The following is a 25,165-nucleotide window of genomic DNA, read 5'->3' on the forward strand; positions in this document are numbered from 1 at the left end:
GATGATTTTAGCGGGCTGGAATTAGAAAAGGGCCTTAAACAGGCCCTTATCGTAAGTGCTTATTAAACTTAGAAGCTATATCTAGCGCCAAGCGTGTAGCGAGGTCCATATTGGCGAGCAAATAAAAACTGCTCTTCAAAGCGGCCGTAACCACGTTCAGTTTCGTCATTAATGTTGATACCTTCTAAGAACACGGTTAGGTGCTCATTGACATCGTAATTGATGCTGGCATCAACCTGACCAAAGGTGTCGAACTGGGTGGCAGGGTTATCAGCTGAGCCTTGTGCTTGACCAATACCAACAACATAGTCTGAACGCCATGCATAGGTTACTTTTACCGACAGGCCTTCTTTCTCGTAAAACACTTGGACGTTAGCTGAATCACTAATTCCCACTAGCGGGTTCTGCTGTTCTAGGTTATAAGGGTCGTATTCTACGTCACCATCCACCAGCGTCGCGTTTGCGCCAAAACCAAAGCCAGTTTCGCCAAAGGTATGCTGAACGGCAAATTCGATACCTTCTACCGTTTTAGAATCATCAAGGTTACGCGGCTTAACCACATTCCACTCGATAAGCGGGTCATCTGAATTAGGCTCGACAACGCCGTCTGCATCAGCGTAGCCTGCTTCTCTGAAGTAGTCGTAAATATTACTGTTGGTAGCTTGAATGCCTTCTGCCTGAAGCGCAGAAACAGCTTCTTGCCATCTTGGGCCTTGGTAAATATCGTTAAGGCCGTCAAAGGTTTCAAGCCTACCTTGAGTATCGATATAGTTCTTCACTGACTTTCTGAATAGGCCTACTGACGCATAGCTTGCTTCGTCATAGTACCATTCGAAAGATAGGTCTAAGTTAGTTGACTCATAAGGTTTAAGGTCGGTACTGCCTTCAGATACTACCCTCGAGCCAATTTTAGGGCTTCCGCTAAATGAACGTCCGCCTTGTAAAAAGCCGATAGGTGCACGGGTAATTGATTTGCCCCAAGAGAAACGGGCAACAATATCGTCTGTTACATCGACTTTTACGTCGAACATAGGCAGAAGCACGTCGTACTTACCGGTGAAGTCTTGCTCTTCAAAACCCTCTTGGAATACGGTAATCCATTCACCTTCTGCAACCCAGTTTACTTGGATAGGAACGCGAACTTCCGCGGTGCTAGGTACCTCGGTTTCTTCGTAGCGAAGACCTGCATTAACCTGTACATAGTAATCGCTAACTTCAAAGTCCCACTCAGTTTGCACATAGATTGAATCTGTTGTTTCTTCTACGTTGCTTACTGAAGGATCGCCGCTGAAATACGGGTCGATGGAATACGCGTTGCTCTCACCCACCACGTCAGCAGTGATGAATTGAAGCTGACGAGCAATCGCTTCATCGAAGTCAAAAGTGTAGTAATAGCCAGGGTTCATGCCCGCGCCACCACCATCAAAGGCATCTAAAAAGCCCGACGTATCGTTACGAACGAACATGCTGTCAGGGAATATTTCTGTAAACGACGGGCTGAAGCCAGGGCCACCGCGCAACCCACTCCATGCAGTAAAGCCAGTCAGCGACTGCTCAGTACGTGCAACACCAAAATCAATTTTAACTAGCGGGATGTCCCACGCAGAGTTGTACCAGGTGCCGTCAAGCTGCAGCTGCTCGATGTCAGAGCGGCCCGGTGAATAGATAAACTGGCTGAAGTTAGAGTCAATCTCGCCCGGCATGATTTCGTTAGTGCCGTTGTTCCAGTTAACGTAGACTTGTGGGATCTCACCTTCGCGATAGTCATAAACTTTTGAATCCAGCTGATTTGAACCCAAAATAATTTGTCCGGCGCTACCTAGCCCTTCATCATAACCGTTGTCAGTTTTGTTGTACGAGTCGTGATAGTCGAGACGTAGATGCCAGTCGTCATTTACCATCCAATCTAGGTTTACACCCAATGAGCGAGCATCAACGCGAGTTGTGTTTCGACTTGCTGTAAACGAACCGTCATCGCCGCTGATATCAGCATAAACGGCAGTGCCGTTTTCATCGAGTTCGTAGGCATTGATATTTGCATCAAAGTTATTCCAAATACCCCAACCTACAGTGTTTACACCTGTGGTGGCACGAGAGGCGGTATAGTCTATTGTTGCAGTAAATTCGTCAACTGGACGGAACTGGAAGGTTACTTGGCCGTTTTGACGCTCACGCTGTACATCGTTGATGCTGTAGTTCATGTCTTTTGGAAAGAAGGCCGCATTAGTAATGTTAGTGCGGTTATCAACAACATTGCTTGGGTCTATGTTTTGAGGCAGGTCGTCGTTTTCTTGCAGTACCCATCCTTGAATATTTGCTGACTGCTGCTGGAAGTCACGCTCTTGGTGTGAGAAAGATACGCCGAATCCGAACATGTCATCTGCAAACGTATTTGTATAAACGCCTGCAACCTCTGGCGTTACGTCATCACCCGCTTCGTTAGACGTATCGTAAATGCCCTTAACCGAAATAGTCGCATTCTGGCCTGACTGTGCCAGTGGCTTCATAGTGATAATATTTACCGTTGCACCCAAACCGCCGCTTGGGTTTTCTGCGCGGGCCGTTTTCTGAAGCTCTAGCGTGTTAACGCCTTCAGATGAAAGGTTGGCAAGGTCGAAAGAGCGGGTAAAACCTGTGCCTGGCATTTGGCGTCCGTTAAGGGTTACCAAGTTGAACTCTGGGCCAAAACCTCGCACGGTAATTTGGCTGCCTTCACCGTTGTTTCGGCTGATAGTTACACCCGTAATGCGCTGCAATGCTTCAGCGAGGTTAGTATCAGGAAATTTACCCAGTTCTTCTGCTGATATAGCGTCAACCACACCGCTTGAACTGCGCTTTAAGTCCATAGAGCGGATCATACTGCCGCGAATACCGCTAACCTGAATAACTTCTACTTCGCCTTCTGCTGGTGTCGCTGTCTCAGCGTCTTGCGCGTAAGTAGGTAGTGCGAGTGTGGAGCCCATCAACAACGCCATTGATGTGGCAAGCTGGGTCTTTTTAAAAGATGTGTTTTTCATAATTGCCCTACTGATTCTTATCAATAAAACACCGCCACCCGTTTTCGAGCGGCGGTGGCTTTGTTATTGTGCGGCTATTTCTGCATTATCAATGCGGTATACTGCGCCTTCACCTGAACCCCATGCCGGGAACATCATAATGACGTTGATGGCGCTGATGTCTAAGCCCGCATCGTACAGGGTTTGAAGCGGGAACGTATAGGTTTGCCATTCGCCTTCAACAGGATCTACACCTTCAAGGCTTGCTGAAATCGGTAGCTCAACCGCCGACGACACATTGATAGATTCAATCTTGAATAACCAAGGGGCAGAAGCATCGTTTGGCATTGAGCTTACTTTCATTTCAAAGCGAACTGCGCCGTTTGTTAGTAGCGCAGATGCGTCGTACGAATGACCGTCATCAGCAATAATACCCATTACTGTTGGCGTTGCGCCGATGCGGAATTCAGCTACAGTGCCGTGCTCTGCATCGTCTACTTCTTCAGTGGGTGTTGAACCGCCACAGCAATCCCAAATGCGCCATTTATCAGCAGCCGTATCTGCAAATAGAGTGAGGCCGCCAGAAGGTGCTTCTGCGCCGTTATCAGGGTGGAAAATTTTCACGTTGTCTAGGCGATAGACTGCCCCTTCACCAGTGCTCCAAGCAGGGAATACCATAATGACGTCAATCGCGCTTACGTCTAAACCACGGGCTTGTAAATCTGAAATAGGGAAAGTGTATGTTTGCCACTCACCTTCAACAGGGGCTTGGCCTTCAACGCTATCCGCTAGAGGAAGTTCTACCGCGGTTGATGCACCGTTTGACTCCACTTTAAAAAGCCATGTTGAATCTGGATTGTTTGGAGCACTCAACACGCGCATTTCAAACTGTAGTAAACCACCGTCTGTTAGCGCTGTGGCATCAAATGGGGTATCGCCACCGCCAGATTCAGAGCGAGTAATGAAGCCCATTACCGTTGGCTCTGCACCAATGCGGAACTCTGCAGTTAGGCCATGCGCTTCATCATCCATTTCTTCAGTGGGCGTAGAGCCACCACAGCAATCCCACATAGGCCAGTTAGGGTTTTGACCGTCCTCGAAGATAACTAACTCAGGGTAGCTAACGCCACCTTCCTGAGAAATTTCTACGTTCGCCATGCGATACACGGCACCGTTACCTGTATCCCATGCCGGGAAAACCATAATGACGTCAATGGCGCTGGTATCAAGGCCGGCTTGTGCTAGCGTGCTCAATGGAAATTCATAAGACTCCCACACACCTTGTTCTGGTGTCGCGCCGGCCGTGTCTGCTGGGCCTACGTAGCCGTCCATCAAAGGCAGCTCGGCAAAGGTCGAACCTTCTGAACTTTCTACTTTAAACAGCCAGTTTGTGGTTGCATTGTTTGGGAGTGACGTCACTTTGAGGTCAAATTTAACGCTGCCCGTCTCTTCGATTGGTGAGGCGTCGAATGGCGAAGCTTCACCTTCTGGGTCAGTTATAAACTGACTGCGGCTTATAAAGCCCATTACCGTTGGCGCTTCGTTAATAGTAAACTCGTAAACTTGTCCCTGCTCTGAATCTTCTACAAGTTCAGGTGTAGTGCCACCACAGCAATCCCATGCTGGCCAATTAGGGTTCGGCGCACCGTCAAAAATCGTTAGATTTTGAGGAATGCCGGTCGAAGGCGGAGTAGGTACTGGCGCAGCGCCTTCCACGAGTGCATCGTCTAATGAATCGTATCCAGGGCGTACAGTTTCACAGCCTTTTCCAGTATCTGGGTCTGACGCACATTCATAAACGCGTACATAATCTACTTCGAAGGTTTGACCTTCTGCGAATGCTTCAGCATCAATACCGGTTTCATTTACATTGGCTGGCCAATCGCCACCTACCGCAAAGTTTAGAATCAGATAAAACTCTTGGTCGAATGGCGCATTATCCCAGTGCGTTGTTAGCTCGCCAGTACCTTGTTCATAGTACTCAGCGTACCAGCCACGATGGGATAGGCCAGAGGCTTCACCACTGGCATTGTAACGCACCTCAGAACGTCGCTGCGTAGCGTACAAATATCCATCCATGTACCAGCGAATTTCTCCTTCCTGCCATTCAATGGCGTAGGTATGAAAGTCATCGGCAGGGTTTGCACCATCTGGTAATGAATAGGCTTGGCCAGAGCTATCGTTATTTGGCCATTCTTGACCGTAGTGAAGGGTGCCATAGATATGATTTTCTGGATTACCTTCAGCGTTGGCTGCTTTTAGGTTGACTGCTTCAACAATGTCTATCTCGCCAGAGCGTGGCCAACCGCCGTAAACTTCATCCGTTGGCATCATCCAAAATGCTGGCCAGCTACCTTGGCCTTCTGGCATTTTTGCACGCATTTCAATACGTCCGTATTTAAAGTCGGCTTTGTAACGTGTATTAAGACGGGCTGATGTGTAAGGTTTTGGGGCACCTTCTTCTGCTGGAAGCGCAACAATTTTTAAACTGCCTTCTGAAACAAAGGCGTTGCCTTCACTGTCGGTATAACATTGTGCTTCGTTATTACCTCCACCGTTACAATCTACTTCATGGGTCCAGTTATCGTCATCGATACTAGTACCGTCAAATTCGTCACTCCAAACAAGCTGCCAGTCACTGACTGGAACAGACGCGTCCACAGCTGTGATATTGGTAGAGGTTTCTGCTCCACCACCACAGCCAACTAGGGTTGTGACTGATATCGCAGCAGCTACCTGCGATAGTTGAGTGAATTTTTTATTCATTATTTCAGCCTTGGTCAAAGATTTTGGGTTTTTATGTTGTGGCAAAAGCCACATTTAGCTTTTTGGAAGCGCTTACATTTTTGTTTTAGAGTTTTGTAAGCGCTTACATTTTGCTAACATTAATTCAACGGCAATCAAAGGTCAATGCATCTAGCTTGGTTTTGAGCCTTATATTGTTAAATAATTGGTCTAATACATTGCCTCTAAAAGTAAGGCGAAAGCGGCGGTGTAATCGATATTTCTTGGGCTGCAAAACAGCAAAGGCAGTCATTTTTTGTAGTTAACAGATTTTTAATGAGAATAGAGAGATCAATGTTTATTTCAATCTGTATAGCCGTCAAGAGTGTCTAACCACGCGTGTTTTACATCTGTGTTGTTAAGTAATGTAGGAGCATGTTTTTTATTTAACAGTTATTAAACACTTGCATTACATTCATCCTGATCGTATTGTTGTATGTAAGCGCTTTCAAATATTCCGCACTCTTTTGTAAGCGCTTACATAGGGCGCTGAATTTAAGTGCCGGAATAAAGTATCGAATTAAAAATGGGGGAAGAGGGTAACGTTTCTATAGCTTGCCTTTTCCTACATCCATTAAACAGTAATGCTGGGATACACATGACTACATTTAAGAAAACACGTTTGGCATCAAGCATGTCATTAGTATTGGGAGCACTCATTACGTCTCCAGTACAAGCGCAGGAAAGCGATAATGAAATCGAAGCCGGAAACTTTGAGGTTATTGAGGTAAGCGGTATTAGAGAAAGTTTGACGAAGGCCATGCTGACAAAAAAAGCAGCATCAGGCGTAGTTGACGCAATTTCTGCCGAAGATATTGGTAAGTTTCCTGATACTAACCTAGCAGAATCACTGCAGCGAATTACTGGTGTTTCGATTGATCGCTCTCAAGGAGAAGGTAGTCGAATCACAGTACGTGGTTTTGGTCCAGACTATAACTTGGTCACGTTAAACGGTCGTCAAATGCCTGCGGCTAACATTGCTGCTACTTCTGCATCATCGTCACGTTCATACGACTTTGCGAACTTGGCGTCTGAGGGTGTTTCTGCGGTAGAAGTGTATAAAACGAGTCTTGCATCTCAGCCTACAGGTGGAATCGGTTCTACGGTTAACCTGGTTACTGCAAAACCATTGGCAAATCCTGGAAGAAAGGCCACTATCACGGCAAAAGGTATGATGGACGGTTCAACTGAGACCGGTAGTTCTATCACGCCACTCGTGTCGGGTATTTACAGTGAAACGTTCAACGACGATAAGTTTGGTATTCAGATTATCGGTTCTTATCAGGAACGTGATGGCGGCCAGGCAAGCGCCGAAACGGGTAATGGTTGGTATACTATTAAAGGTGACGGCGGAGACTGGGGCTCGCTGCCTCGCGATGGTTCATTTACCAATATACCAGGCCCGAATGATGTTTATTCAACACCTCGTAATCTAGCGTATAACTTTGATGAATTCAGCAGAACAAGAACAAATGGCCAATTGACACTCCAATATGCGCCTAACGACAGAATTACTACATCATTAGATTACACCTACTCTGAGTTGGAAGTTCAAACACAGAGACAGCAACTTTCTACTTGGTTCAATGGTCTTCCTGCTTACGGTGAATATACTCCTGGCACGAATTCAGAAGGCTCTGTAATGGGCCCAGTAATTTACGCTGATTCTACATGCTGTGACGTTGGCTTAGGTACTTCAGATACTTCAACCTATAACGAAAACAAATCACTTGGTTTTAATGTTGAATGGGTTGCAACAGACAGTCTTACGTTGGAGTTAGATGTCCATTCATCTACTGCTGAGGCAGGCCCTTCTAATGACTTAGGTACTGATAATGTAGTTAGTGCAGTGTCTTTTGACCGCGTATTGACTGAAGTTGACTACTCACAAGACTTCCCTGTCATGGACATTACTTACGCAGATGGCGTGAACGGGTTAGATCCTGCTCGCATGTCTACATCAGGTACGTCATTCAGAAATAGCTACATGAAGTCTGAAATTGACCAAGTTCAATTCCGTGGTAATTACTTCTTCGACGAAGGAACAATCACGAGTATTGATTTTGGTATTACAGCGATGGAGTCGAAAAACCGTTCTGCTTACTCAGTTGCACAGCGCGATACATGGGGTGGTTATGGAACGGCTGATGATTATCCAGATGATATCTTCATGCAAGAAGACCTTCCGAGTCGCTTCGATGACGTGCTAGGTAGTAATGGTGCTGATTTAGAGCCATTCTATTATTCATCAAATATGCAGGACTTGATTGGAGCGATAAGCGCTATAGCGGCAGCAAATGGTGAAACTATCAGTCCATGTGGTACGCGTCTGTGTATGGACCCAAATTATCAAGTAGATCGCCGTGTTACTGAAACTCAAATTGCTGCTTACTTGCAAGCAAACATGGAGTTTGAGTTAGCAGGTAAGCCAGTGTGGGTAAGTGCCGGTCTGCGCTACGAAGACACTGACGTAGAATCTACGGCTCTTGTTCCTCAATTCACGACTATTCAATGGTCAGGAGCAAACGAGTTCAATGCAGTCATTGACGGCGAAACGTTTACGACACTTAACGGTGGATATGACCACTTCTTGCCATCACTTGATTTCAAGATGGAGATGAGTGAAGACTGGTACGTAAGAGCATCTTACAGTGAAACCATCACCCGTCCTGGATACGGAGATATACAAGGTGGCTTAACCGTAAACCAACTTGCACGTTTTAACGGCGGTACAGGTAATGCGGGTAACCCAAATCTATTGCCATTTGAATCAACGAATATCGACTTCTCTACAGAGTATTACTATGGTGAAGGAAGTTACGTGTCTATCGGTTATTTCGATAAAACAGTAGATAACTTCATAGGTTCAGACACCTTTGTAGATACGATTTTCGATTTGCCTACACCATTTGGTGGACCGCGTTACGATGAAGCTGTTGCAGCACTAGGAACAGACGATGCTGGTGCAGTACTCGAGTATTTGCGAGCAAACTTTGGTGACCCTGTACAAGGTATACCTGGTGAAGATCCGTTGCTACCTATTACGGTAACTCAGGCAGTTAACTCTGATACCTCTCGTTCCGTAGACGGCTTTGAGATGGCGGTTCAGCACATATTCGGTGAAACTGGCTTTGGTGTTATCGTCAACTATACAACGGTAGACGGTGATGTTACTTACGATAACTACAACACAAACAAAGGTGAAGGGGTACAAAACCAGTTCGTTCTCCTTGGTCTAAGCGATACAGCTAACGCCGTACTTTTCTATGAAAAAGATGAGTGGGAAGTGCGTGTTGCGTGGAACTGGCGTGATAAGTTCCTATCAGGAACGGTTGACGGAAACGGTGAACGTAACCCGACTTACGTAGAAGCATACGATCAAATTGATGTTAACGTGCGTTATAACGTTAATGAGAACCTTGAACTCTTTGTTGAAGGTATTAACGTAACCGGCGAATATCAAAGAGCGCATGGCAGACACCCGAATATGCTTATGGGTATCTACGATGTTGAGCCTCGCTACAATGTTGGTGTCCGTTACAGCTTCTAAGTATTACTAAGTTGTAACTTAAAGAGCGTTGTAGCTTATGCCGTAACGCTCTATTTTTATCTGCGTTATAAATAGAGTAGTGTTCACCAAGTCGAAACTCCATCATTGTTGGTAAGTAATATGAAGGAATCACATTTCCAAGCTCCATTAACTTCCATTGTCGTGGCAGGCGGCGGTGCTGCAGGGTGGTTAACAGCCGCTATTCTCGCTGCAGAGCACAACATCACAAACAATGAGCGTGTGTCGGTAACACTTGTGGAATCCCCAGATGTAAAAATACTAGGGGTAGGCGAGGGCACATGGCCCACAATGCGCGATACACTGAGAAAAATAGGGATCAGTGAAGCCGATTTTATCGCATCGTGCGATGCGTCATTTAAGCAGGGCACCCGTTTTGTAAACTGGAAGTCGACAGAATCAGAAAATGTCTACGACCATCCGTTTAGCCTTCCGGCCGGATTTTTCGAGGGTGAAGTTGGTGCATTGTGGCTATCACAGGGTCACAAGCATCAAAAATCCACCTTTTCCGAAATGTTTAGTACGCAGTCATTACTGTGTAACTTTTCTAAGGCGCCAAAGCAGGTGCAAACACCACCATATGCCGCCGTGGCTAATTATGGCTATCACCTTGATGCTCACAAATTTGCAAAATTACTAAAAACACACAGTATCGAAAGATTGGGTGTTAATTATGTTAACGACCATATAGAAAATATTAAAGAAGATGCTGAGGGTTATATAGCAAGTCTGCAATGTAAGTCCCAAGAAATACATGGTGACTTATTCGTCGATTGTACGGGATTCTCTGCAAGCCTAATTGGAAAACATTTCAATTCACCCATCACCGATGTATCACATGGCCTGAAAAATAACAGTGCGATGGCAGTCCAAGCTGGCTACGTAGATGAAAATGTTGATATTGCTTCAGCGACATTATCTACAGCGCATGAGAACGGATGGATTTGGGATATTGGCCTACCGCACAGAAAAGGCGTAGGCTGCGTCTATAGCAGCGAATTTGCAAGTGACGAAAAAGCAGCAGAAACGCTCAAAGCCTATCTAACATCATGTAAAAAAACGAAAGATGTGTCGGAAAGCGACTTCAGAAAAATCACATTCAGTCCAGGCTATAGAAAAACAGCATGGGTTAAAAACTGTGTCGCGGTAGGGACAAGTGCAGGTTTTGTAGAGCCACTAGAGGCATCAGCCTTAGTAATGGTTGAAATGTCCGCTCGTTTTATTTCGGAGCACTTACCAAATCATCGTGAAATTATGCCTTCGGTGAGCAAACGTTTTAATAGCAACTTTACGCGTCGCTGGGAGCGTATCGTTGACTTTCTTAAGTTGCATTACGTGTTAAGCGAACGAAAGGATTCGCCCTATTGGCGCTTCATGACTAACCTTGATAATGCCTCTGAACAGCTCAAAGACTGGCTGCTTGAGTGGCAGTATAGACCTATCTCTTTAACAGATTTCTGCTATGCCGACGAACTTTTTCCAGCGGCTAGCTACATGTATGTACTTTACGGAATGAAAGCGCCAGAGCAATTCGCTATTAACTTCTCTCGATACTCTGATAGCGTGATGGGACAAACGTTAAACGCAGTAAAGGCGAACGAAAAACTCTCTCAGAAGCACGTTGCTGCTCTTCCGACTAATCGTGAACTAATTAAGGCAATTCGCGCATAGAATTGCACCTAGGAGAAAATGATGGCAAATCATGTTTTGCTAAACAATGTGGAACATAAAAATCTAAAAGTGATTCAAGACTTTTCACTTTCACCTGACGCTAAGCAAATGTGTGTCGCCGCTTTTCCTGTTGAGGCTAGACATGCACAAGCACATTATCCTCTGGTTTTCGCAAAAGATGGTGAAGGCAACTTTCAAATGGTTGCATTGTTTGGACTAGAACAAGGTGAAAACTTATTTCTAGACGATGACAAGTGGCACGCTTCTTACCGTCCTTTAGTCATTGAAAAAGGGCCATTTTTAATTGGAAGAAGCAACACGGATGGCCAAGAGCGCTTGTCTATTCATGTCGATATGGACGACCCGAGAGTAGTAAACGAACCCCACAATAATAGTGTTGACGTGTTTTTGCCGCATGGAGGTAACAGCGAATATATCGACAATGTAGCAAATGTACTCAGCACACTACACGAGTCTCAAGCTAGCCACGGACAATTTATAGCTGCCCTTGAGGCAAATAACCTTATCGAGTCGTTTGTTGTAGATATTGATCTGGATGGCAACGGAACGAATCGTTTGTCTGGATTTTATACAATTAACGAAGATGTGCTTAAATCGTTGGATAAAGATGCACTAGGAGATCTGCACGAGAAAGGTCACCTAAACACGATTTATATGATGCTAGCGTCTATGTCTCAACTGAGTACTCTTGTTACGCTTAAAAAAGAACGCGCGTGAGAACTATACCATTCAGCCGTTGCAAAGATAAGAGAGCGTTTCGCCTCTATGGATAACATGTGGCAGCATCGCTGCGCCAAACCAGAAACTGTAACAACGTCGACCCTTGAATGCTCGCAAAGTGAACTTGCTGACTATCTTACTGGGCGGGACGAACCGCTCGTTATTGAGCAGCTTGTTGCAGAGTGGCCACTTGTTCAAGCTGCGAAGGTTAGCAATGAATCTTTGTGTGACTATCTTCTTGAGTTTGATAGAGGTGCAGTCGTTGACGCAATTCGATTGCCAGCGTCTGCCGATGGCCGCATGTTTTATAACGACGATATCACCGGCTTTAATTTCTCGCGGGTTAAAATGCCGTTTAAAACTGCGCTAGGCGCGCTTTTGGCTGAGCAGCATAATTCAACGGCCGAGACCCTTTATGTGGGCTCTACAACAGTAGATACCTGTCTGCCAGGTTTGCTTGGAAAAAACAAAATCGCGATCGAGTCGTTAGACCCATTGGGTACGCTATGGATTGGTAATAAAAGCCGAATTGCTGCGCATTACGACGCTCCTGATAATTTAATCTGTGTTGCTTCTGGTAAGCGAAGAGTAACGTTGTTTCCCCCTTCTCAGACGAAAAATTTATATGTTGGGCCGCTGCATTTTACGCCTGCAGGTCAACCGATCAGTATGGTCGATTTCAGTGCCCCAGACCTGAGCAAATACCCTCGATTTGAGGAGGCGATGAAGCATTCCTTGGTGGTTGAGTTACTACCGGGCGATGCGCTTTACATACCGTCTATGTGGTGGCATCACATAGAAGGCACAGAATCAATTAATCTACTTATCAATTATTGGTGGCGAGAGGTACCTGCATATATCGGCCGCTCCGAAAATGCTTTATATCACGCGCTACTTACTTTAAAGCAGCTACCCAAGACACAGCGAAGAGCGTGGCAGGCGCTTTTTGAACATTACGTCTTTGATGACGACGGGACGCGTTTCAATCATATACCACCGTCAAAGCAAGGTCCTCTTGGCGAGCTAGACGAAAATACTATACGCCAGTTTAAAGCGTGGCTGGTTAACAATTTAAAGCATTAAATTAGAGGTAAATATGGCATCTACGCAGACAAAGAAAAAGCAGCGATTGGTCATAGCAGGTGGAGGTACCGCAGGCTGGATGGCAGCAGCCGCATTTACACGGCTGCTAGGTAAAGAAGTTGACGTCACGCTTATTGAAAGTTCTGATATAGGGACTGTGGGCGTGGGCGAGGCCACTATTCCAACGCTTGTCTTTTTTCATAAGTTGCTCAAGATTAATGAGCAAGAATTCATGGCCCAAACCAACGCAACATTTAAGCTGGGCATTAACTTTGAGAATTGGAGAGATCTTGAGCATGCTTATTTACATGCCTTCGGTGTAACAGGGAAAGACTGCTGGGCAGCGGGTTTCCAGCACTTCTGGATGCGAGGCCTGAAAGAGGGGCTGGCAACGGACTTCGGTGATTACTGCTTAGAGCGAAAGGCGGCAGAAGCAAATAAGTTTGCACACTTGCCAAACAATGGCCTGAATTACGCTTATCATATTGACGCCACGCGCTATGCTGCATTTTTACGTAACTTGGCGAAAAAAGAAGGCCTTCGTCGCATCGATTCTACAATAAAAGAAGTAACGACAAGAGAGCAGGATGGCTTTATAACGTCGTTAACCTTAGCATCTGGTGAAGTAATTGAAGGTGACTTCTTTGTTGACTGCACAGGCTTCAAAGGTCTATTGATAGAAAAAGCGCTACATACAGGTTATGAAGACTGGTCGCATTGGTTACCTTGCGATAGTGCTGTAGCGGTTCAGACAGAGTCTGTTGGAGAACCTATCCCTTATACTCGTTGTATCGCGCATGAAGCCGGATGGCAATGGCGAATTCCTCTGCAAAATCGAGTTGGTAACGGCATGGTGTTTTGCAGTAACTATTTTTCTGATGATGAAGTCATTGAGAAACTGTTAAACAACGTAGAAGGCAAGCCACTAAACGACCCTAGAGTTATTCATTTTAGAACGGGAAAAAGGCGCAAACAATGGAATAGGAACTGTTTAGCACTAGGGTTGGCCAGCGGCTTCCTTGAGCCTTTAGAGTCTACGAGTATTCACCTAATTCAGCAGGGCATAGTGCGCTTTCTTCGCATGTTTCCAACTGCAGGAATTGTGCAAGAGGATATTGATGAGTTCAACCGTCAAGCTGATTTTGATATTGAGCACATTCGGGACTTTATCATCCTTCACTATCATGTGACTAACAGGACAGATTCGCCGTTTTGGCGACACTGTCGTCAAATGGATATTCCAGCATCTCTGCGACATCGTATAGATTTATTCAAAAAAACAGGACGTGTGTTTAGAGAAGGTAGCGAATTGTTTGATGATTCTTGGCAGCAAGTTATGATTGGACAGGGATTAATGCCACAAAGCTACCATCCGATTGTTGATACAATGAGTCGACAGGAGCTGGAAACCTTATTAAATAGTATCAAGCAAGGTATTGATAAAACCGTTGCTAAACTACCTCCTCATCAAGACTACATTACTCGTTTCTGCGGGTAAGTCTCAACAGTTAACCTTTCAGCGTGGTGCGCAATAGGCGCGCCACGCTATATTCTCAGTTTGTTGCCTCTGCCTCAGTGCAGTATTTTAATTGCCTCAAGAGCGAAAAAAGAAGCAAAAGCTTATTTAGATTGGCATAGTATTGTGGGTATACATAGCACCGGACACCTACATGCACCATCACGGCCATCACCATTGTGATCCATCAACGAACAACGAAGACTCCACACGTATTGGTTGGGCATTCTGGCTCAATTTTATTTTTACCATTATTGAATTTATTGGCGGATGGCTAACTAATAGTGTCGCCATTATGGCTGATGCTGTTCACGACTTAGGTGATTCGCTTTCCATAGGCTTGGCGTGGTATTTAAGTAAACTTGGTCACAAGGCATCAACCGAAAAATACACTTACGGCTTTAAACGTTTGAGCCTTATGGGGGCGATGATAAACGGGGTGATCCTTGTCGTTGGCTCAATATGGGTGTTGTCTGAGGCCATCCCCCGATTATACAACCCAGAAATGCCCGTTACCGAAGGGATGATTGGGCTGGCGATACTCGGCATCATTGTTAATGGTTTCGCCGCTTATAAACTTCATGGCGGTCATTCGATGAATGAAAAAGTGCTGAACTGGCACCTAATTGAAGACGCAATGGGATGGGTCGCAGTACTCGCGGTTGCCATTGTCCTTCACTTTGTAGAGTGGCCTATTCTCGACCCTATTTTATCTATTGGTTTTACGCTTTTTATTTTAGTAAACGTAGTGCGCTATGTCGTTCAAACAATGACGCTTTTCTTGCAGGGTGTACCTGATTTAGCTACGAGGAATGCAATCAGCAGTGCGCTGCTGTCGATACAGCACGTTGAAGAAATCCATCACGTGCATTTTTGGTCCCTTGACGGTGAGCAGCATGTGCTTACCGCGCATGTAGTAATTAATTGTGCAATAGATAACGACAAATTACGATTGCTAAAAGACGAGGTTCATGAGCGCCTAGCGCCATTTGAGCTTGCGCATACCACGATAGAGTTTGAATTACCGGGAGAACCCTGCCGTGATGAAAGTGATCATTTGCATGCTCATTCTCATCATCATGAGCACGAAGAAATTAGTTGAACGTCTTTATTTTTTTATAAGGGCATACCTTGCTGCTGATTGGCAAGTGAAGGCGAAGCAAAAAAGAGGGGCGTTTGCACGCCCCTTTGAACACACACGTTTTGAAGCTTTAGAACTGTGCCTTAAATGCTATGCCGTAGTAACGGTCTGCATCTCGAGGAATTTGATAACGGAAGTTGTCACCGCTATATGTGGTTGCATAGCTTTCGTCTAACAGATTTTTAGCAATCAAAGATACACGGAAAGCGTCGTCTTTGAATGAGAAACTAACACTAGCATTAAGCATGCTGTAGTTAGGTAGCAATGAGTGCGGATTAAATTCACCTGTGTTACCCGGAAGGTCAGAATACTGTTCATCGGTGTAGATGTAAGACGCGTTGTAATAAACGTTAAAACCATGCTCTGTTTCCATAAAATACTCAGCTGTTAGTGAGTACTTCATGTCAGGCGAGAAAGGCACATCAAGACCTGAACGGTCAGTACATGTTGCCTCTTCGGGACAATTAAACTTGTCAATTTCTGCTTTGGTATATGCAGCCCCACCGATAAGGGTTAAGTTGTCAGTAGCGTTCCACATCATGTCAAGCTCAATGCCTTGGGTGGTAACATCACCAGCATTAGTAAGACGGGTAATACACGCACCGTCTGAACAGTCAAAGTTGTTCGCTTGGAAGCCTTCAATGTCAGTGCTAAAGAGCGCAACGTTTAGTAACAAATCACGACTTGCGTACTTATAGCCTATTTCGAACGCGTCAGATTCTTCAGCACCAATAGGTCTACCGTCGTTCGCTGGATTGAAGTTATAGTAAACGTTGAAACCAGGGCCTTTGTATCCTTGTGAGTAAGTTGCATAAACCATCTGGTTTTGGTCCAGGTCGTATTGAAGACCAACACGGCCAGACAGATTGGTTTCATCTACCACACCTTCTGCGTCAGTGTTTTCGGTAGCAGGGCGCACACCAACACCACGACGACCATATTCATCATTACTAATGCGACGATGCTTATAAGACACTTCGTCATCGGTATAGCGAAGACCGAAGATAAGACGCATATCATCAGTTAAGTCATAAGTTCCGTCGCCATATACCGCCCAGTTATTAAATTCGGTACTCATAAATGCGGTGGCAGAAACAATATCGTTTGCATTGCACGATACACCCAATGAATCAGCGTAAGCGTCTAAGTCTGATAGTGCGGCACTTAGGTCGTCACCCGATAAATTGTTTTGTGCGTAAAACGAAAGTGCATCACCAAGTTGGCCTGCATTATTCTGGCAGCTCGCATCACGGGTAAAGTTGCGTTCTGAATCCATGTTCCAGTAGAACATACCAGCTAGGAAGTTAAATGGGCCAGACAGGTTTGAAGCAACACGGAATTCTTGAGAAAACTGACTCCACTCTTGCTCACCTACATCGTGTAATTGGAATGGTACACCAAATACAGGTTGGTCGCTGTCGCCAGCAATTGAGGTGAAGTCACCTTCACGGAATTCAGTATTTTCCCACGAACGCTGAGCGGTGATTGAAGTGAACGTATAATCGCCAACGGTTTTATCAACCTGAACAGAGAAGGCTGAGTGGTCGTCAATAGTACGAGACTCAAAGTCATGGTCAATTTGACGCTGCTCTAAATCAATACCGTCAGAAATAGTCGCGCTGCTAGGCGCAGCTTCTGAATCTGGATTACGACCGCTTGATACGCCCTCTAAGTCGGCACAGCAATCGTCATCAGCACTGTAAAATTCGCTGATAAATTTTACTTTTAAATCGTTGGTTGGTTCATAGAGTACTACTGCACGCGCACCTTCGCGGTCATAGCCGTTTACCGTTTCGTTATTGTAAACGTTGTCGATGTAGCCGTCGAATTTACCTTGGAAGACGGTCAGGCTAGCTGAAAGGTCGTCGGTTAAACCGCCGCTCACCGTGCCTTTTAAACGATATTCGTTGTCTTGGTAAAATTCTGTGGAAAGGCTACCCGTTAGCTCTTGTGAAGGATCTTTTGTGGTGATGTTGACTACACCGGCTGAAGCATTTTTACCGAAAAGCGTGCCTTGGGGACCGCGCAACACTTCAATACGGTCAACGTCATAGAGGTCAGCGAAAGCTTGCCCTGAACGGCCTAGTACCACACCATCTACCACTGTCGCCACACTTGGTTCGGCAGCGATACTAAATGAAATTGTGCCAATACCACGAACGGTTAGTGCAGAGTTACGGGTTGTTGTACCTTTGCGGAAGCTTACCGATGGAACAAGCGCTTGAAGATTTTCAACATTGTTTGCGAAAGCCGATTCTATCTGGTCACCGCGCAATACGGATACTGCAACAGGGACGTCGCTAATACTTTGTACACGTTTCTGTGAGGTAACGACAATTTGCTCGAATGACTTGTCGTCTTTAGCTGTTTCAGTTTGTTCGGTTTCTGCATCTTGCGCATAGCCATTTGCGTGAAGCAGCAAGCCAGATGTCATAGCAAGGGTTACCGCCTTACTAATGATCGATCTTTTTGTATTCATGTTGTTCTCCAGGGTCTTTCGCTTATCTCGCTCTAACTAACAATGGCCAACACTTTTTTGATATATCAACCGTTGTAAGTAGACGGTGCTTGGTTTTTATTTTTAGTACGTAGGGTACAGCGCTACGCGAATTTCTATTTGAAGAACTAGATAAAAGATATCTTTTATCTAGTGTCTTATATAAGAGTGATTAAGTTAAACAATTGTTAAGTCGTTTGCAAACGTTATGTTAATTTTTTCGTGTTTTTTCTATACAGAACTAAAATGTTTGGCTTATGCGGGCTGCGAGGTTAGACGCTCTAAACCTCGCTCATATCTTACACGCCACCATTTAAGGCTTAGTCCAATTGCGACAAAACATGTCGCCCATAATCCAATAAGTGCCGGAATAAAGGCGCTGCTAACACCACCCACAAAGCCTACAGGAGAGAACATCAGGTACAGTGTTGCAATAAGGCCAACAAGCACAATGGCGCACGGTATCGCATAGCGCCAAGGGGTCATATTAACTTCGGCTTTGGGCGTAAAGTGCCATGGTGTCGCCATTGGATAGAACTTGCCTATCGTTAACATAATGGCCAGTTCGATAGCGAATAAGATGGCATAAATATGAATGAAGTTGATATCGACTTCCCATACGAACTTAAGCAGTCCATAGGCGATGACGTGGAAAATAATGGCCACTTTTGCGGCTAGGGCAGGTACTCGCTTGGTAAACAAACCAACCAGTACAATGGTGATTACAGGGATATTGTAGAACCCAGTGAATATACGAATGATTTGCCACAATCCCTCTGGAGCAAACATAAGCAACGGCGCAGTAATAAAGGAAAGAACCGCAATAACAATACTGGTGATTTTGGCAACGCGTATTAGCTTTTCGTCACTTACGTTATTCTTCTTGAAGGGTTTATATACATCCAAGCAAAAGAGGGTGGCTGCACTGTTAAGTAAAGAATTGAAAGAGCTAAACACCGCACCCAGCAGGACCGCTAAAAAGAAGCCTGACAAATATTGTGGCAGCACATCTTTCACCAAGTGGGGGTAGGCTAGATCAATAGTTTGAAGATTTTCGTCTTGATACAGGTGGTATGCGATTACGCCTGGCAGCATCATCATAAAAGGTACTAGCACTTTAAAGTAGCCTGAGAATATTACGCCTTTTTGGCCTTCAACCAGGTTCTTTGCCCCAAGAGTACGCTGAATCACGTATTGGTTTGTACCCCAATAAAACAGGTTAGCTAATATCATACCGGTAAAAATAGTACCGAAGGGTACAGGGTCGTCTACGCCACCTATGGCGTTTAGTTTTTCGGTTTCCGTTGTAGCAATAGTAGATAGACCTTGGCTAAAGCTGCCGTCTCCCAAGGCAACCAAGCCCAGAACGGGAACCAGTAAACCCACAACTAAAAGGCCCACACCGTTGATGGTATCTGATACTGCCACTGCCTTTAAACCACCAAAAATAGCGTAAAGCGCGCCTATGGTGCCAACAATCACAATGGTCATAACTAAGCCTACTTCATAACTTACGTTAAATAGGCTTGGAACATCGAAAAGCCGAAGTACGGCAATAGAGCCAGAGTAAAGTACCGACGGAATAGTTACTAATGAGTAGCCCACCATAAACAGAACAACCGTCATCCTACGTACGCTATCGTCAAATCGGTCGCGCAAAAACTCAGGCAAGGTGGAGAAAGCGCCCGCTAAATAACGGGGTAAGAAAATAAGCGCCATGATAATGGTAGAAATTCCGGCAGTGACTTCCCATGCCATCGCACTTAAATTGTAGCCAAAAGCAGAGCCATTTAAGCCAATAAGCTGCTCTGCGGAAAGGTTTGTTAGGATCATGGACCCGGCAATAAAAGTGCCGGTAAGCCCTCTTCCAGCAAGGAAGTAACCGTCTTGCGTATTTACTTCCCCTTTAGTTTTCATGTAAGAAATAACGGCAACCACTGCCATAAATGCCATACATGACAGTAGAGTAAGGGTAATATCCATGAACAACTCCTAAGCGCTATGCTGGCCAGTGCGAGATATTCGACATATCCATATCGGTATGCTGAACATCTGGGCCCATGACTATGCGACTGCCTTTTTGAATGAATACCGCCACATCATTAAGTGCCAATATCTCTTCTATGTATTGTTCACCCTGTACCACGTCATCGGTACCAAAGCGCACCCACTCGCCTTTAGGTAAGTAGTATTTAATTTTACCGCCAGGCACAACACAAGGCACAACCAGCAAGTCATCACCACACATAAACTGTTGCTCAAAAGCGTGAGAAAGCGGCTGGTCAGGAAAGGCCAACGCCATAGCGCGCTGCACCGGAAGGCCTGTTTGTGATGCTTTTTCTGCAGTTTCTCTTAAGTAAGGAATAAGTTTGTAGCGTAGCTTCAGTGCCTCAAAAACAGCGTCGGAGGCGGCGTCGCCGTAAGACCAGGGTTCGCGAGGACCAATGCCGTGCAATCGCATGTGAGCGCTAAATACCGACGCTTGCGCCCATCTGACATATAGCTCTGCATCTCGGGTATCTTTGTAAAAACCACCGATATCCGTGGCGAAAAAAGGTCCGCCTGACATTCCCCAAGACAAGCTGCCACGGATACTTGCTGCGAGCCCGTGCCAATCAGCTTGCGGGTCGCCGCCCCACTGTGAAGGATAACGCTGGCTTCCCGTCCATGCTGAACGGCTAAATAAGAACGGGCCAGTTTTGCAGTAAGCCTCGGCCGCCTCATAGACACAGCGGTTGTAGAGCATACTGTAAACGTTGTGCAGACGATTGCCTGAATCACCGCTATAAGACAGCATATTGTCGTCTTCTAGCTGCTCGCCAAAGTCGGCCTTGATCATGTCTACGCCAAGGTCAAAAAGAGGTTTATGCGAGGTTTTCCAAAACTCGTAAGCTTCTGGATTGGTAAAGTCTAAAATACCTGAGTCTGGTAGCGGTGTAAGCACTTCACCAAATGGGCTCAAATCCCATTCATAGCGATACGCTTCGCCAGTGCGTTTATATTTTATGAGCCAGCCTTTTTCTGCCGCTTTTTTATAGAGTGGGTTTTTCACTGAAATCATGGGGTATTCCCATACGCAGATTTTGAAACCTAGGGCTTTAAGCTCATCAATAACCGGCTTTGGATCTTCGTAGCGCTTAGGGTCCCACTCAAAAGAAAAGCGGGTATCAGTGTCTTGCCATGCGCGGCCATCGAGTGTTATTACATCGCAAGGCATGTTCTTTTCGCGCACCTCTCGGGCAACGGCGAGTAGCTCATCAGCATCTTTATAATATGCTTTAGAAAGAATGACGCCCAAACTCCACGTAGGCGGCGTTGGCGCAAAGCCTGTTAATTCGCTGTAGGTTTGAAGGCTTTTAGCTGGTGAGTCTTGATGGAACAAGAACATGTCGAGTACTTCATCTTCAACCAAGCACACATACGCTCGCTGTGACCAGAGCGCATATCCCACACCATGAGTAACAGGAGCTGGCGTGTGTACAAAAAGGTTCCAACCTTCTGGGCTCCATGCGTAAGGCGTATTTTTGTATGACTTCTCTGCGTTTACGCCCAAGGCATCATGATTGTACGAGCGAATAAGTTGGCCGCGTTTATCAAGCTTGCCCCATTTCTCGCCAAGTCCATAAACGGCTTCGTCGTAGCTTAGCTCTAAACTTACTAACCAACCCTTGTCAGTTTTAGCAAACGGCGGTAAGCGATGCTGTCGCACAAAGTGGCCGTCAGTGGCGCTTTGCTGAACTAAAACGTCATTTTTATATAGTTTGAAATGAAGAGGAGCTGCAAAAATTTCTAATCGATAATCACCTGCTGCCAGGGTACTGTGGGACTTGTCACCGGAAAGTACCAATGTTTGTCTATCGGGTGCTTGTGTAAGCATTCCAAAGTCCTCAGTTACGTTTGCATCACTTTGAATACGTAAACCAAACTGGCTGATACTTAGGCTCAACTCGCCGTGTTGCGTAGGGACAATAAGTGTTTTATCGTCAGACAAAAAGGGCTGCTCAGTAATGTCAGCGGCTTTAATATCGTTCCAATCTGGCTCAGTTACACAAAAAGCGTTACTCATTTTTACATTACCCTTGATGTCTTATATAAGACATAAGTTAATGAAATGTAACTTAGGTGTCAATCTGCAATTAGTAAATTATGAAGATTTAGATTCGGGGTGGCTTCGCTGAGGTGCGTTTGTAGCTTATTAAGTTCTGTTCATTATCACTGAAGTTTGGGTTAAAAGGGCTTAAAAGCTTATGTTTTTCACAATTAGCGTAACGCCACTTAGCGCGAGCATGGTTAACGCCAGTAATCTCACTGAAGATGCTGACACTCGCGCAGCCAGCACGCGGCCTACTCGTGTAAATATAAGAATGACTGGCACTGCGAGTAGTGCAGAAATCACAACGTCTATCGAGGGGAGTGTGCCGAAAGGTACTATGGCAAGACGTATCAATGCGGTTACGCTAAACACGGCCAACAATGTAGTGCGTATTTCATTTATCGGCCATGTTTGACGATAACACTGAAACACCACAGGAGGGCCAAAGGTCGAGAAAAGACCGCCGAGCAGCCCTCCTAAAGCGCCCGCAATAGAGAAACCATAAGCGCGGCCTGATGGTTGTACTCGTTTTCTCTTTATTAAAAGTAGGCCGCAGCAGCTTAAAATAGCGAAGCCTAGTAACAGGTTTAACCACGTAGCCATACCTATCGATAAGTATTCTAGTAGCGCATAACCAATCGCCATAAAAGGAATGCCGCTAATAAGTATTATTTTAAATGCACGCGAACTAATTTGGTTACGATTTTTGGCAACCAAGCTAACCGAATTAAAAAGGCTTAAAAAGCTCACCATAAATGTTGTCGCGGTAAGCGGCATGATACCGAATAAGGTAAAGCTAGATACCACCATTAACCCAAACCCGAACCCGCTTAGGGTTTGCAGGAGCGTCGCAAGACCTAGCAGCGCAAACATGGGCAGCATTGTTTCCAAAAGCATTTACGTTATTCCTATGATGTATGTGATTTAAATCAAAAATGCGCTATAACTCTTGTGTATGATATAAAAACAAAAATTTAGCATTTAGGTTAGGGTTCATGTCTTCATCTCAATTCGATCACAAACTCAGCGGTCCAAGTCTTGCCTTTCAGCCTCTATACCAACAAGTAGCTGAATACATCAAGCAGCTTATAGTTGAGCGTCGATGGCAACCCGGTGAAATGCTGCCTAGTGAGTTCAAACTTGCTGATGAATTCAACGTGAGTCAGGGAACGGTTCGCAAAGCGTTAACACTGCTTACTGACACTAAAATTGTAACCCGCAGGCAAGGCGTTGGTACATTCGTTTCTGAACATACCGCTCAAGATGCATTATTTCGTTTCTTTCCATTGCAAGCCGACGGAAAAGGTGCTGACTTACCTAAAGCAGAGCTAATAAGCAAAGAGCTGGTAGAGCCCAATGAAACGGTACAGGGGGCCCTTGCTTTAACGGCAAAGGATAAAACCGTGAAGCTTAAACGCAGGCGCATACTAGAAAACGAATTTTGTATGCTAGAGACTATTTTCCTGCCTTCCAAAATGTTTCTTGATATCGAAAAACGTGAAGACATTCCTCACACGTTGTACCATTTTTATCAGACTGACTATAACCAAACTGTTTTTAAAACCCGTGACAGCATCAAGGCTGTTCTTGCGTCAAAAAGTGATGCGAAAAGCTTGGGTATTGAAAAAGGAACACCATTACTTTTGGTCACCCGGGTTACTGAATCTATTGACGGCAAGTTAATAGAGTATCGCGAAAGTAAGTGCAGAACCGACCATTATCATTATCAAGTTGAACTTGATTAATTTGATACACCCTAAGGAACCTTCAGGCTGAGTCATCTAGACGGTGGCTTTGCGCTTTTCGCTTACATTATCTTCTGTTTTGCTTCTTCTGTCGCCCACTCTTCACGCTAGAAAGCCGCACCCTATGTTGCTACTACTCTAAGTTACCCACAGCCTGAATTAAAAAGCTTACGACAGGTATCTATTAGGGTACCTTGATGCTAGCGCTAATCTTTTTATTTAGCTTGTTAACAGTTTGTTGACATAGCAATGTCTGTGTAATAACTTATATCTTATACAAGACTAAAGTTTGAAGCTGAATTTATACAAGAGCATACTGTTAAAGTAAAACAAATTAGCTCAATGCAACAAATTCTAAGGTGAATAAAACAATGAATAAGATACCAGAGGTAGGTTTTGGCTTTTGGAAAGTAGATACTGCCATTTGTGCCGAAACAACTTATCAAGCCATCAAAGCGGGCTATCGCCATCTAGATTGCGCAGCAGACTATGGTAACGAAAAAGAAGTGGGCGAAGGTATAAAGCGCACTATTGATGAAGGTTTATGCACCAGAGAAGAGTTATGGATAACATCAAAGCTGTGGAATACCTTTCACGCCCCTGAACATGTTGAGCTGGCGCTTGAAAAAACGCTATCTGATTTACAGCTAGACTACCTAGATTTATACCTAATCCATTTCCCTATCGCGCAAAAATTCGTGCCAATCGAAACACGATATCCGCCTGAATGGTTCTACGAACCAGATGCAGCTGAACCTAAAATGGAGCTTGCTCCTGTACCGCTTCACAAAACATGGGAAGCCATGGAGGCGCTAGCGGATAAGGGGAAAATTAAACAAATCGGTGTGTGCAACTACAACACAGGCTTGCTTAACGACCTAATGAGTTACGCGCGTATCAAGCCGGCCATGCTGCAAATTGAATCTCACCCATATCTTACCCAAGAACGTTTAATTCGCTTAGCGAAAGACTATGGTTTAAACGTCACTGCATTTTCGCCTTTAGGTGCGCTTTCATACTTAGAGCTTGAAATGGCTGATCAGACGGAATCAGTGCTAGAGCAAAGCGTAGTAAAAGCTGCGGCAAAAGCCCATGATAAAACGCCAGCGCAAATTGTATTGCGTTGGGGTATTCAGCGCGGTAACGCCATTATTCCGAAAACGTCAAAAGTGGAACGTATGAAAGAAAACTTGGCGCTTTTCGATTTCTCACTAAGCGACAGTGAAATGCAGGCAATTTCTGCGTTAAACATGAACCGTCGATTTAACGATCCGGGTCACTTCTGCGAAGCAGCCTTTAATCGTTTCCACCCCATTTACGACTAGGAGTA

At 45.1% G+C, this 25,165-nt stretch carries 14 protein-coding genes; 8 read left to right on the forward strand and 6 right to left on the reverse strand.

The window, feature by feature from the left end:
- Positions 1 to 68: 68 nt before the first annotated feature.
- The gene (locus JC525_RS09670; RefSeq protein WP_198815647.1) at positions 69 to 3,017 is read right to left on the reverse strand and encodes a TonB-dependent receptor; all 2,949 of its coding nucleotides are present in this window, start codon (positions 3,015 to 3,017) and stop codon (positions 69 to 71) included.
- Positions 3,018 to 3,080: 63 nt separating this feature from the next.
- On the reverse strand, positions 3,081 to 5,762 hold the full coding sequence (locus JC525_RS09675; protein WP_198815648.1) for a family 16 glycosylhydrolase: 2,682 nt from the start codon (positions 5,760 to 5,762) through the stop codon (positions 3,081 to 3,083).
- Between the two features lie 616 nt (positions 5,763 to 6,378).
- On the opposite strand from JC525_RS09675, the gene JC525_RS09680 reads away from it, so the two are divergent.
- From JC525_RS09680 to JC525_RS09705, 6 genes are all read left to right on the forward strand, one after another.
- Positions 6,379 to 9,330, forward strand: a complete 2,952-nt coding sequence (locus tag JC525_RS09680; protein ID WP_233095094.1) for a TonB-dependent receptor — start codon at positions 6,379 to 6,381, stop codon at positions 9,328 to 9,330.
- A gap of 120 nt (positions 9,331 to 9,450) precedes the next feature.
- On the forward strand, positions 9,451 to 11,019 hold the full coding sequence (locus JC525_RS09685) for a tryptophan halogenase family protein (RefSeq protein WP_198815649.1): 1,569 nt from the start codon (positions 9,451 to 9,453) through the stop codon (positions 11,017 to 11,019).
- A 21-nt stretch (positions 11,020 to 11,040) separates the two neighbouring features.
- Positions 11,041 to 11,757, forward strand: a complete 717-nt coding sequence (locus JC525_RS09690) for a SapC family protein (protein WP_198815650.1) — start codon at positions 11,041 to 11,043, stop codon at positions 11,755 to 11,757.
- 48 nt (positions 11,758 to 11,805) lie between these two features.
- The gene (locus JC525_RS09695; protein ID WP_233095095.1) at positions 11,806 to 12,843 is read left to right on the forward strand and encodes a cupin-like domain-containing protein; all 1,038 of its coding nucleotides are present in this window, start codon (positions 11,806 to 11,808) and stop codon (positions 12,841 to 12,843) included.
- 13 nt (positions 12,844 to 12,856) lie between these two features.
- A complete protein-coding gene (locus tag JC525_RS09700) occupies positions 12,857 to 14,341 on the forward strand; it encodes a tryptophan halogenase family protein (protein WP_198815651.1) in 1,485 nt (494 codons plus the stop codon).
- Positions 14,342 to 14,513: 172 nt separating this feature from the next.
- Positions 14,514 to 15,461 (forward strand): cation diffusion facilitator family transporter, encoded by a 948-nt coding sequence (locus JC525_RS09705; RefSeq protein ID WP_198815652.1) that lies wholly within the window; start codon positions 14,514 to 14,516, stop codon positions 15,459 to 15,461.
- A gap of 109 nt (positions 15,462 to 15,570) precedes the next feature.
- Here JC525_RS09705 and JC525_RS09710 read toward each other — a convergent pair whose 3' ends face one another.
- The 4 genes from JC525_RS09710 to JC525_RS09725 all read right to left on the reverse strand — a co-directional run bounded on the left by JC525_RS09710 (position 15,571) and on the right by JC525_RS09725 (position 22,987).
- Complete coding sequence (locus JC525_RS09710) at positions 15,571 to 17,979, reverse strand: TonB-dependent receptor (protein WP_198815653.1); 2,409 nt, start codon at positions 17,977 to 17,979, stop codon at positions 15,571 to 15,573.
- Positions 17,980 to 18,252: 273 nt separating this feature from the next.
- Entirely contained in the window at positions 18,253 to 19,980 is a 1,728-nt protein-coding gene (locus JC525_RS09715; RefSeq protein WP_198815654.1) for a solute:sodium symporter family transporter, read from the reverse strand.
- 16 nt (positions 19,981 to 19,996) lie between these two features.
- Positions 19,997 to 22,063 (reverse strand): glycoside hydrolase family 31 protein, encoded by a 2,067-nt coding sequence (locus JC525_RS09720; protein ID WP_198815655.1) that lies wholly within the window; start codon positions 22,061 to 22,063, stop codon positions 19,997 to 19,999.
- 171 nt (positions 22,064 to 22,234) lie between these two features.
- Complete coding sequence (locus JC525_RS09725; RefSeq protein WP_198815656.1) at positions 22,235 to 22,987, reverse strand: sulfite exporter TauE/SafE family protein; 753 nt, start codon at positions 22,985 to 22,987, stop codon at positions 22,235 to 22,237.
- A gap of 98 nt (positions 22,988 to 23,085) precedes the next feature.
- On the opposite strand from JC525_RS09725, the gene JC525_RS09730 reads away from it, so the two are divergent.
- Both JC525_RS09730 and JC525_RS09735 read left to right on the forward strand, forming a co-directional pair.
- Positions 23,086 to 23,835 carry a GntR family transcriptional regulator gene (locus tag JC525_RS09730; RefSeq protein ID WP_105932620.1) on the forward strand — a complete coding sequence of 250 codons (750 nt, stop codon included), beginning with the start codon at positions 23,086 to 23,088 and terminating at the stop codon, positions 23,833 to 23,835.
- A gap of 371 nt (positions 23,836 to 24,206) precedes the next feature.
- Positions 24,207 to 25,160, forward strand: a complete 954-nt coding sequence (locus tag JC525_RS09735; RefSeq protein ID WP_198815657.1) for an aldo/keto reductase — start codon at positions 24,207 to 24,209, stop codon at positions 25,158 to 25,160.
- Positions 25,161 to 25,165: the final 5 nt, after the last annotated feature.

Origin of the sequence: Alteromonas sp. IB21, assembly GCF_016405965.1 — a bacterium.
In the GTDB taxonomy this organism is placed as follows: Bacteria; Pseudomonadota; Gammaproteobacteria; order Enterobacterales; family Alteromonadaceae; genus Alteromonas.

What these genes read in the sequence shown, in the direction of transcription:
- JC525_RS09670 (WP_198815647.1), bottom strand. Translation starts at nt 3,017, where the DNA reads ATGAAAAACACATCTTTTAAAAAGACCCAGCTTGCCACATCAATGGCG.
- JC525_RS09675 (WP_198815648.1), bottom strand. Translation starts at nt 5,762, where the DNA reads ATGAATAAAAAATTCACTCAACTATCGCAGGTAGCTGCTGCGATATCA.
- JC525_RS09680 (WP_233095094.1), top strand. Translation starts at nt 6,379, where the DNA reads ATGACTACATTTAAGAAAACACGTTTGGCATCAAGCATGTCATTAGTA.
- JC525_RS09685 (WP_198815649.1), top strand. Translation starts at nt 9,451, where the DNA reads ATGAAGGAATCACATTTCCAAGCTCCATTAACTTCCATTGTCGTGGCA.
- JC525_RS09690 (WP_198815650.1), top strand. Translation starts at nt 11,041, where the DNA reads ATGGCAAATCATGTTTTGCTAAACAATGTGGAACATAAAAATCTAAAA.
- JC525_RS09695 (WP_233095095.1), top strand. Translation starts at nt 11,806, where the DNA reads ATGGATAACATGTGGCAGCATCGCTGCGCCAAACCAGAAACTGTAACA.
- JC525_RS09700 (WP_198815651.1), top strand. Translation starts at nt 12,857, where the DNA reads ATGGCATCTACGCAGACAAAGAAAAAGCAGCGATTGGTCATAGCAGGT.
- JC525_RS09705 (WP_198815652.1), top strand. Translation starts at nt 14,514, where the DNA reads ATGCACCATCACGGCCATCACCATTGTGATCCATCAACGAACAACGAA.
- JC525_RS09710 (WP_198815653.1), bottom strand. Translation starts at nt 17,979, where the DNA reads ATGAATACAAAAAGATCGATCATTAGTAAGGCGGTAACCCTTGCTATG.
- JC525_RS09715 (WP_198815654.1), bottom strand. Translation starts at nt 19,980, where the DNA reads ATGGATATTACCCTTACTCTACTGTCATGTATGGCATTTATGGCAGTG.
- JC525_RS09720 (WP_198815655.1), bottom strand. Translation starts at nt 22,063, where the DNA reads ATGAGTAACGCTTTTTGTGTAACTGAGCCAGATTGGAACGATATTAAA.
- JC525_RS09725 (WP_198815656.1), bottom strand. Translation starts at nt 22,987, where the DNA reads ATGCTTTTGGAAACAATGCTGCCCATGTTTGCGCTGCTAGGTCTTGCG.
- JC525_RS09730 (WP_105932620.1), top strand. Translation starts at nt 23,086, where the DNA reads ATGTCTTCATCTCAATTCGATCACAAACTCAGCGGTCCAAGTCTTGCC.
- JC525_RS09735 (WP_198815657.1), top strand. Translation starts at nt 24,207, where the DNA reads ATGAATAAGATACCAGAGGTAGGTTTTGGCTTTTGGAAAGTAGATACT.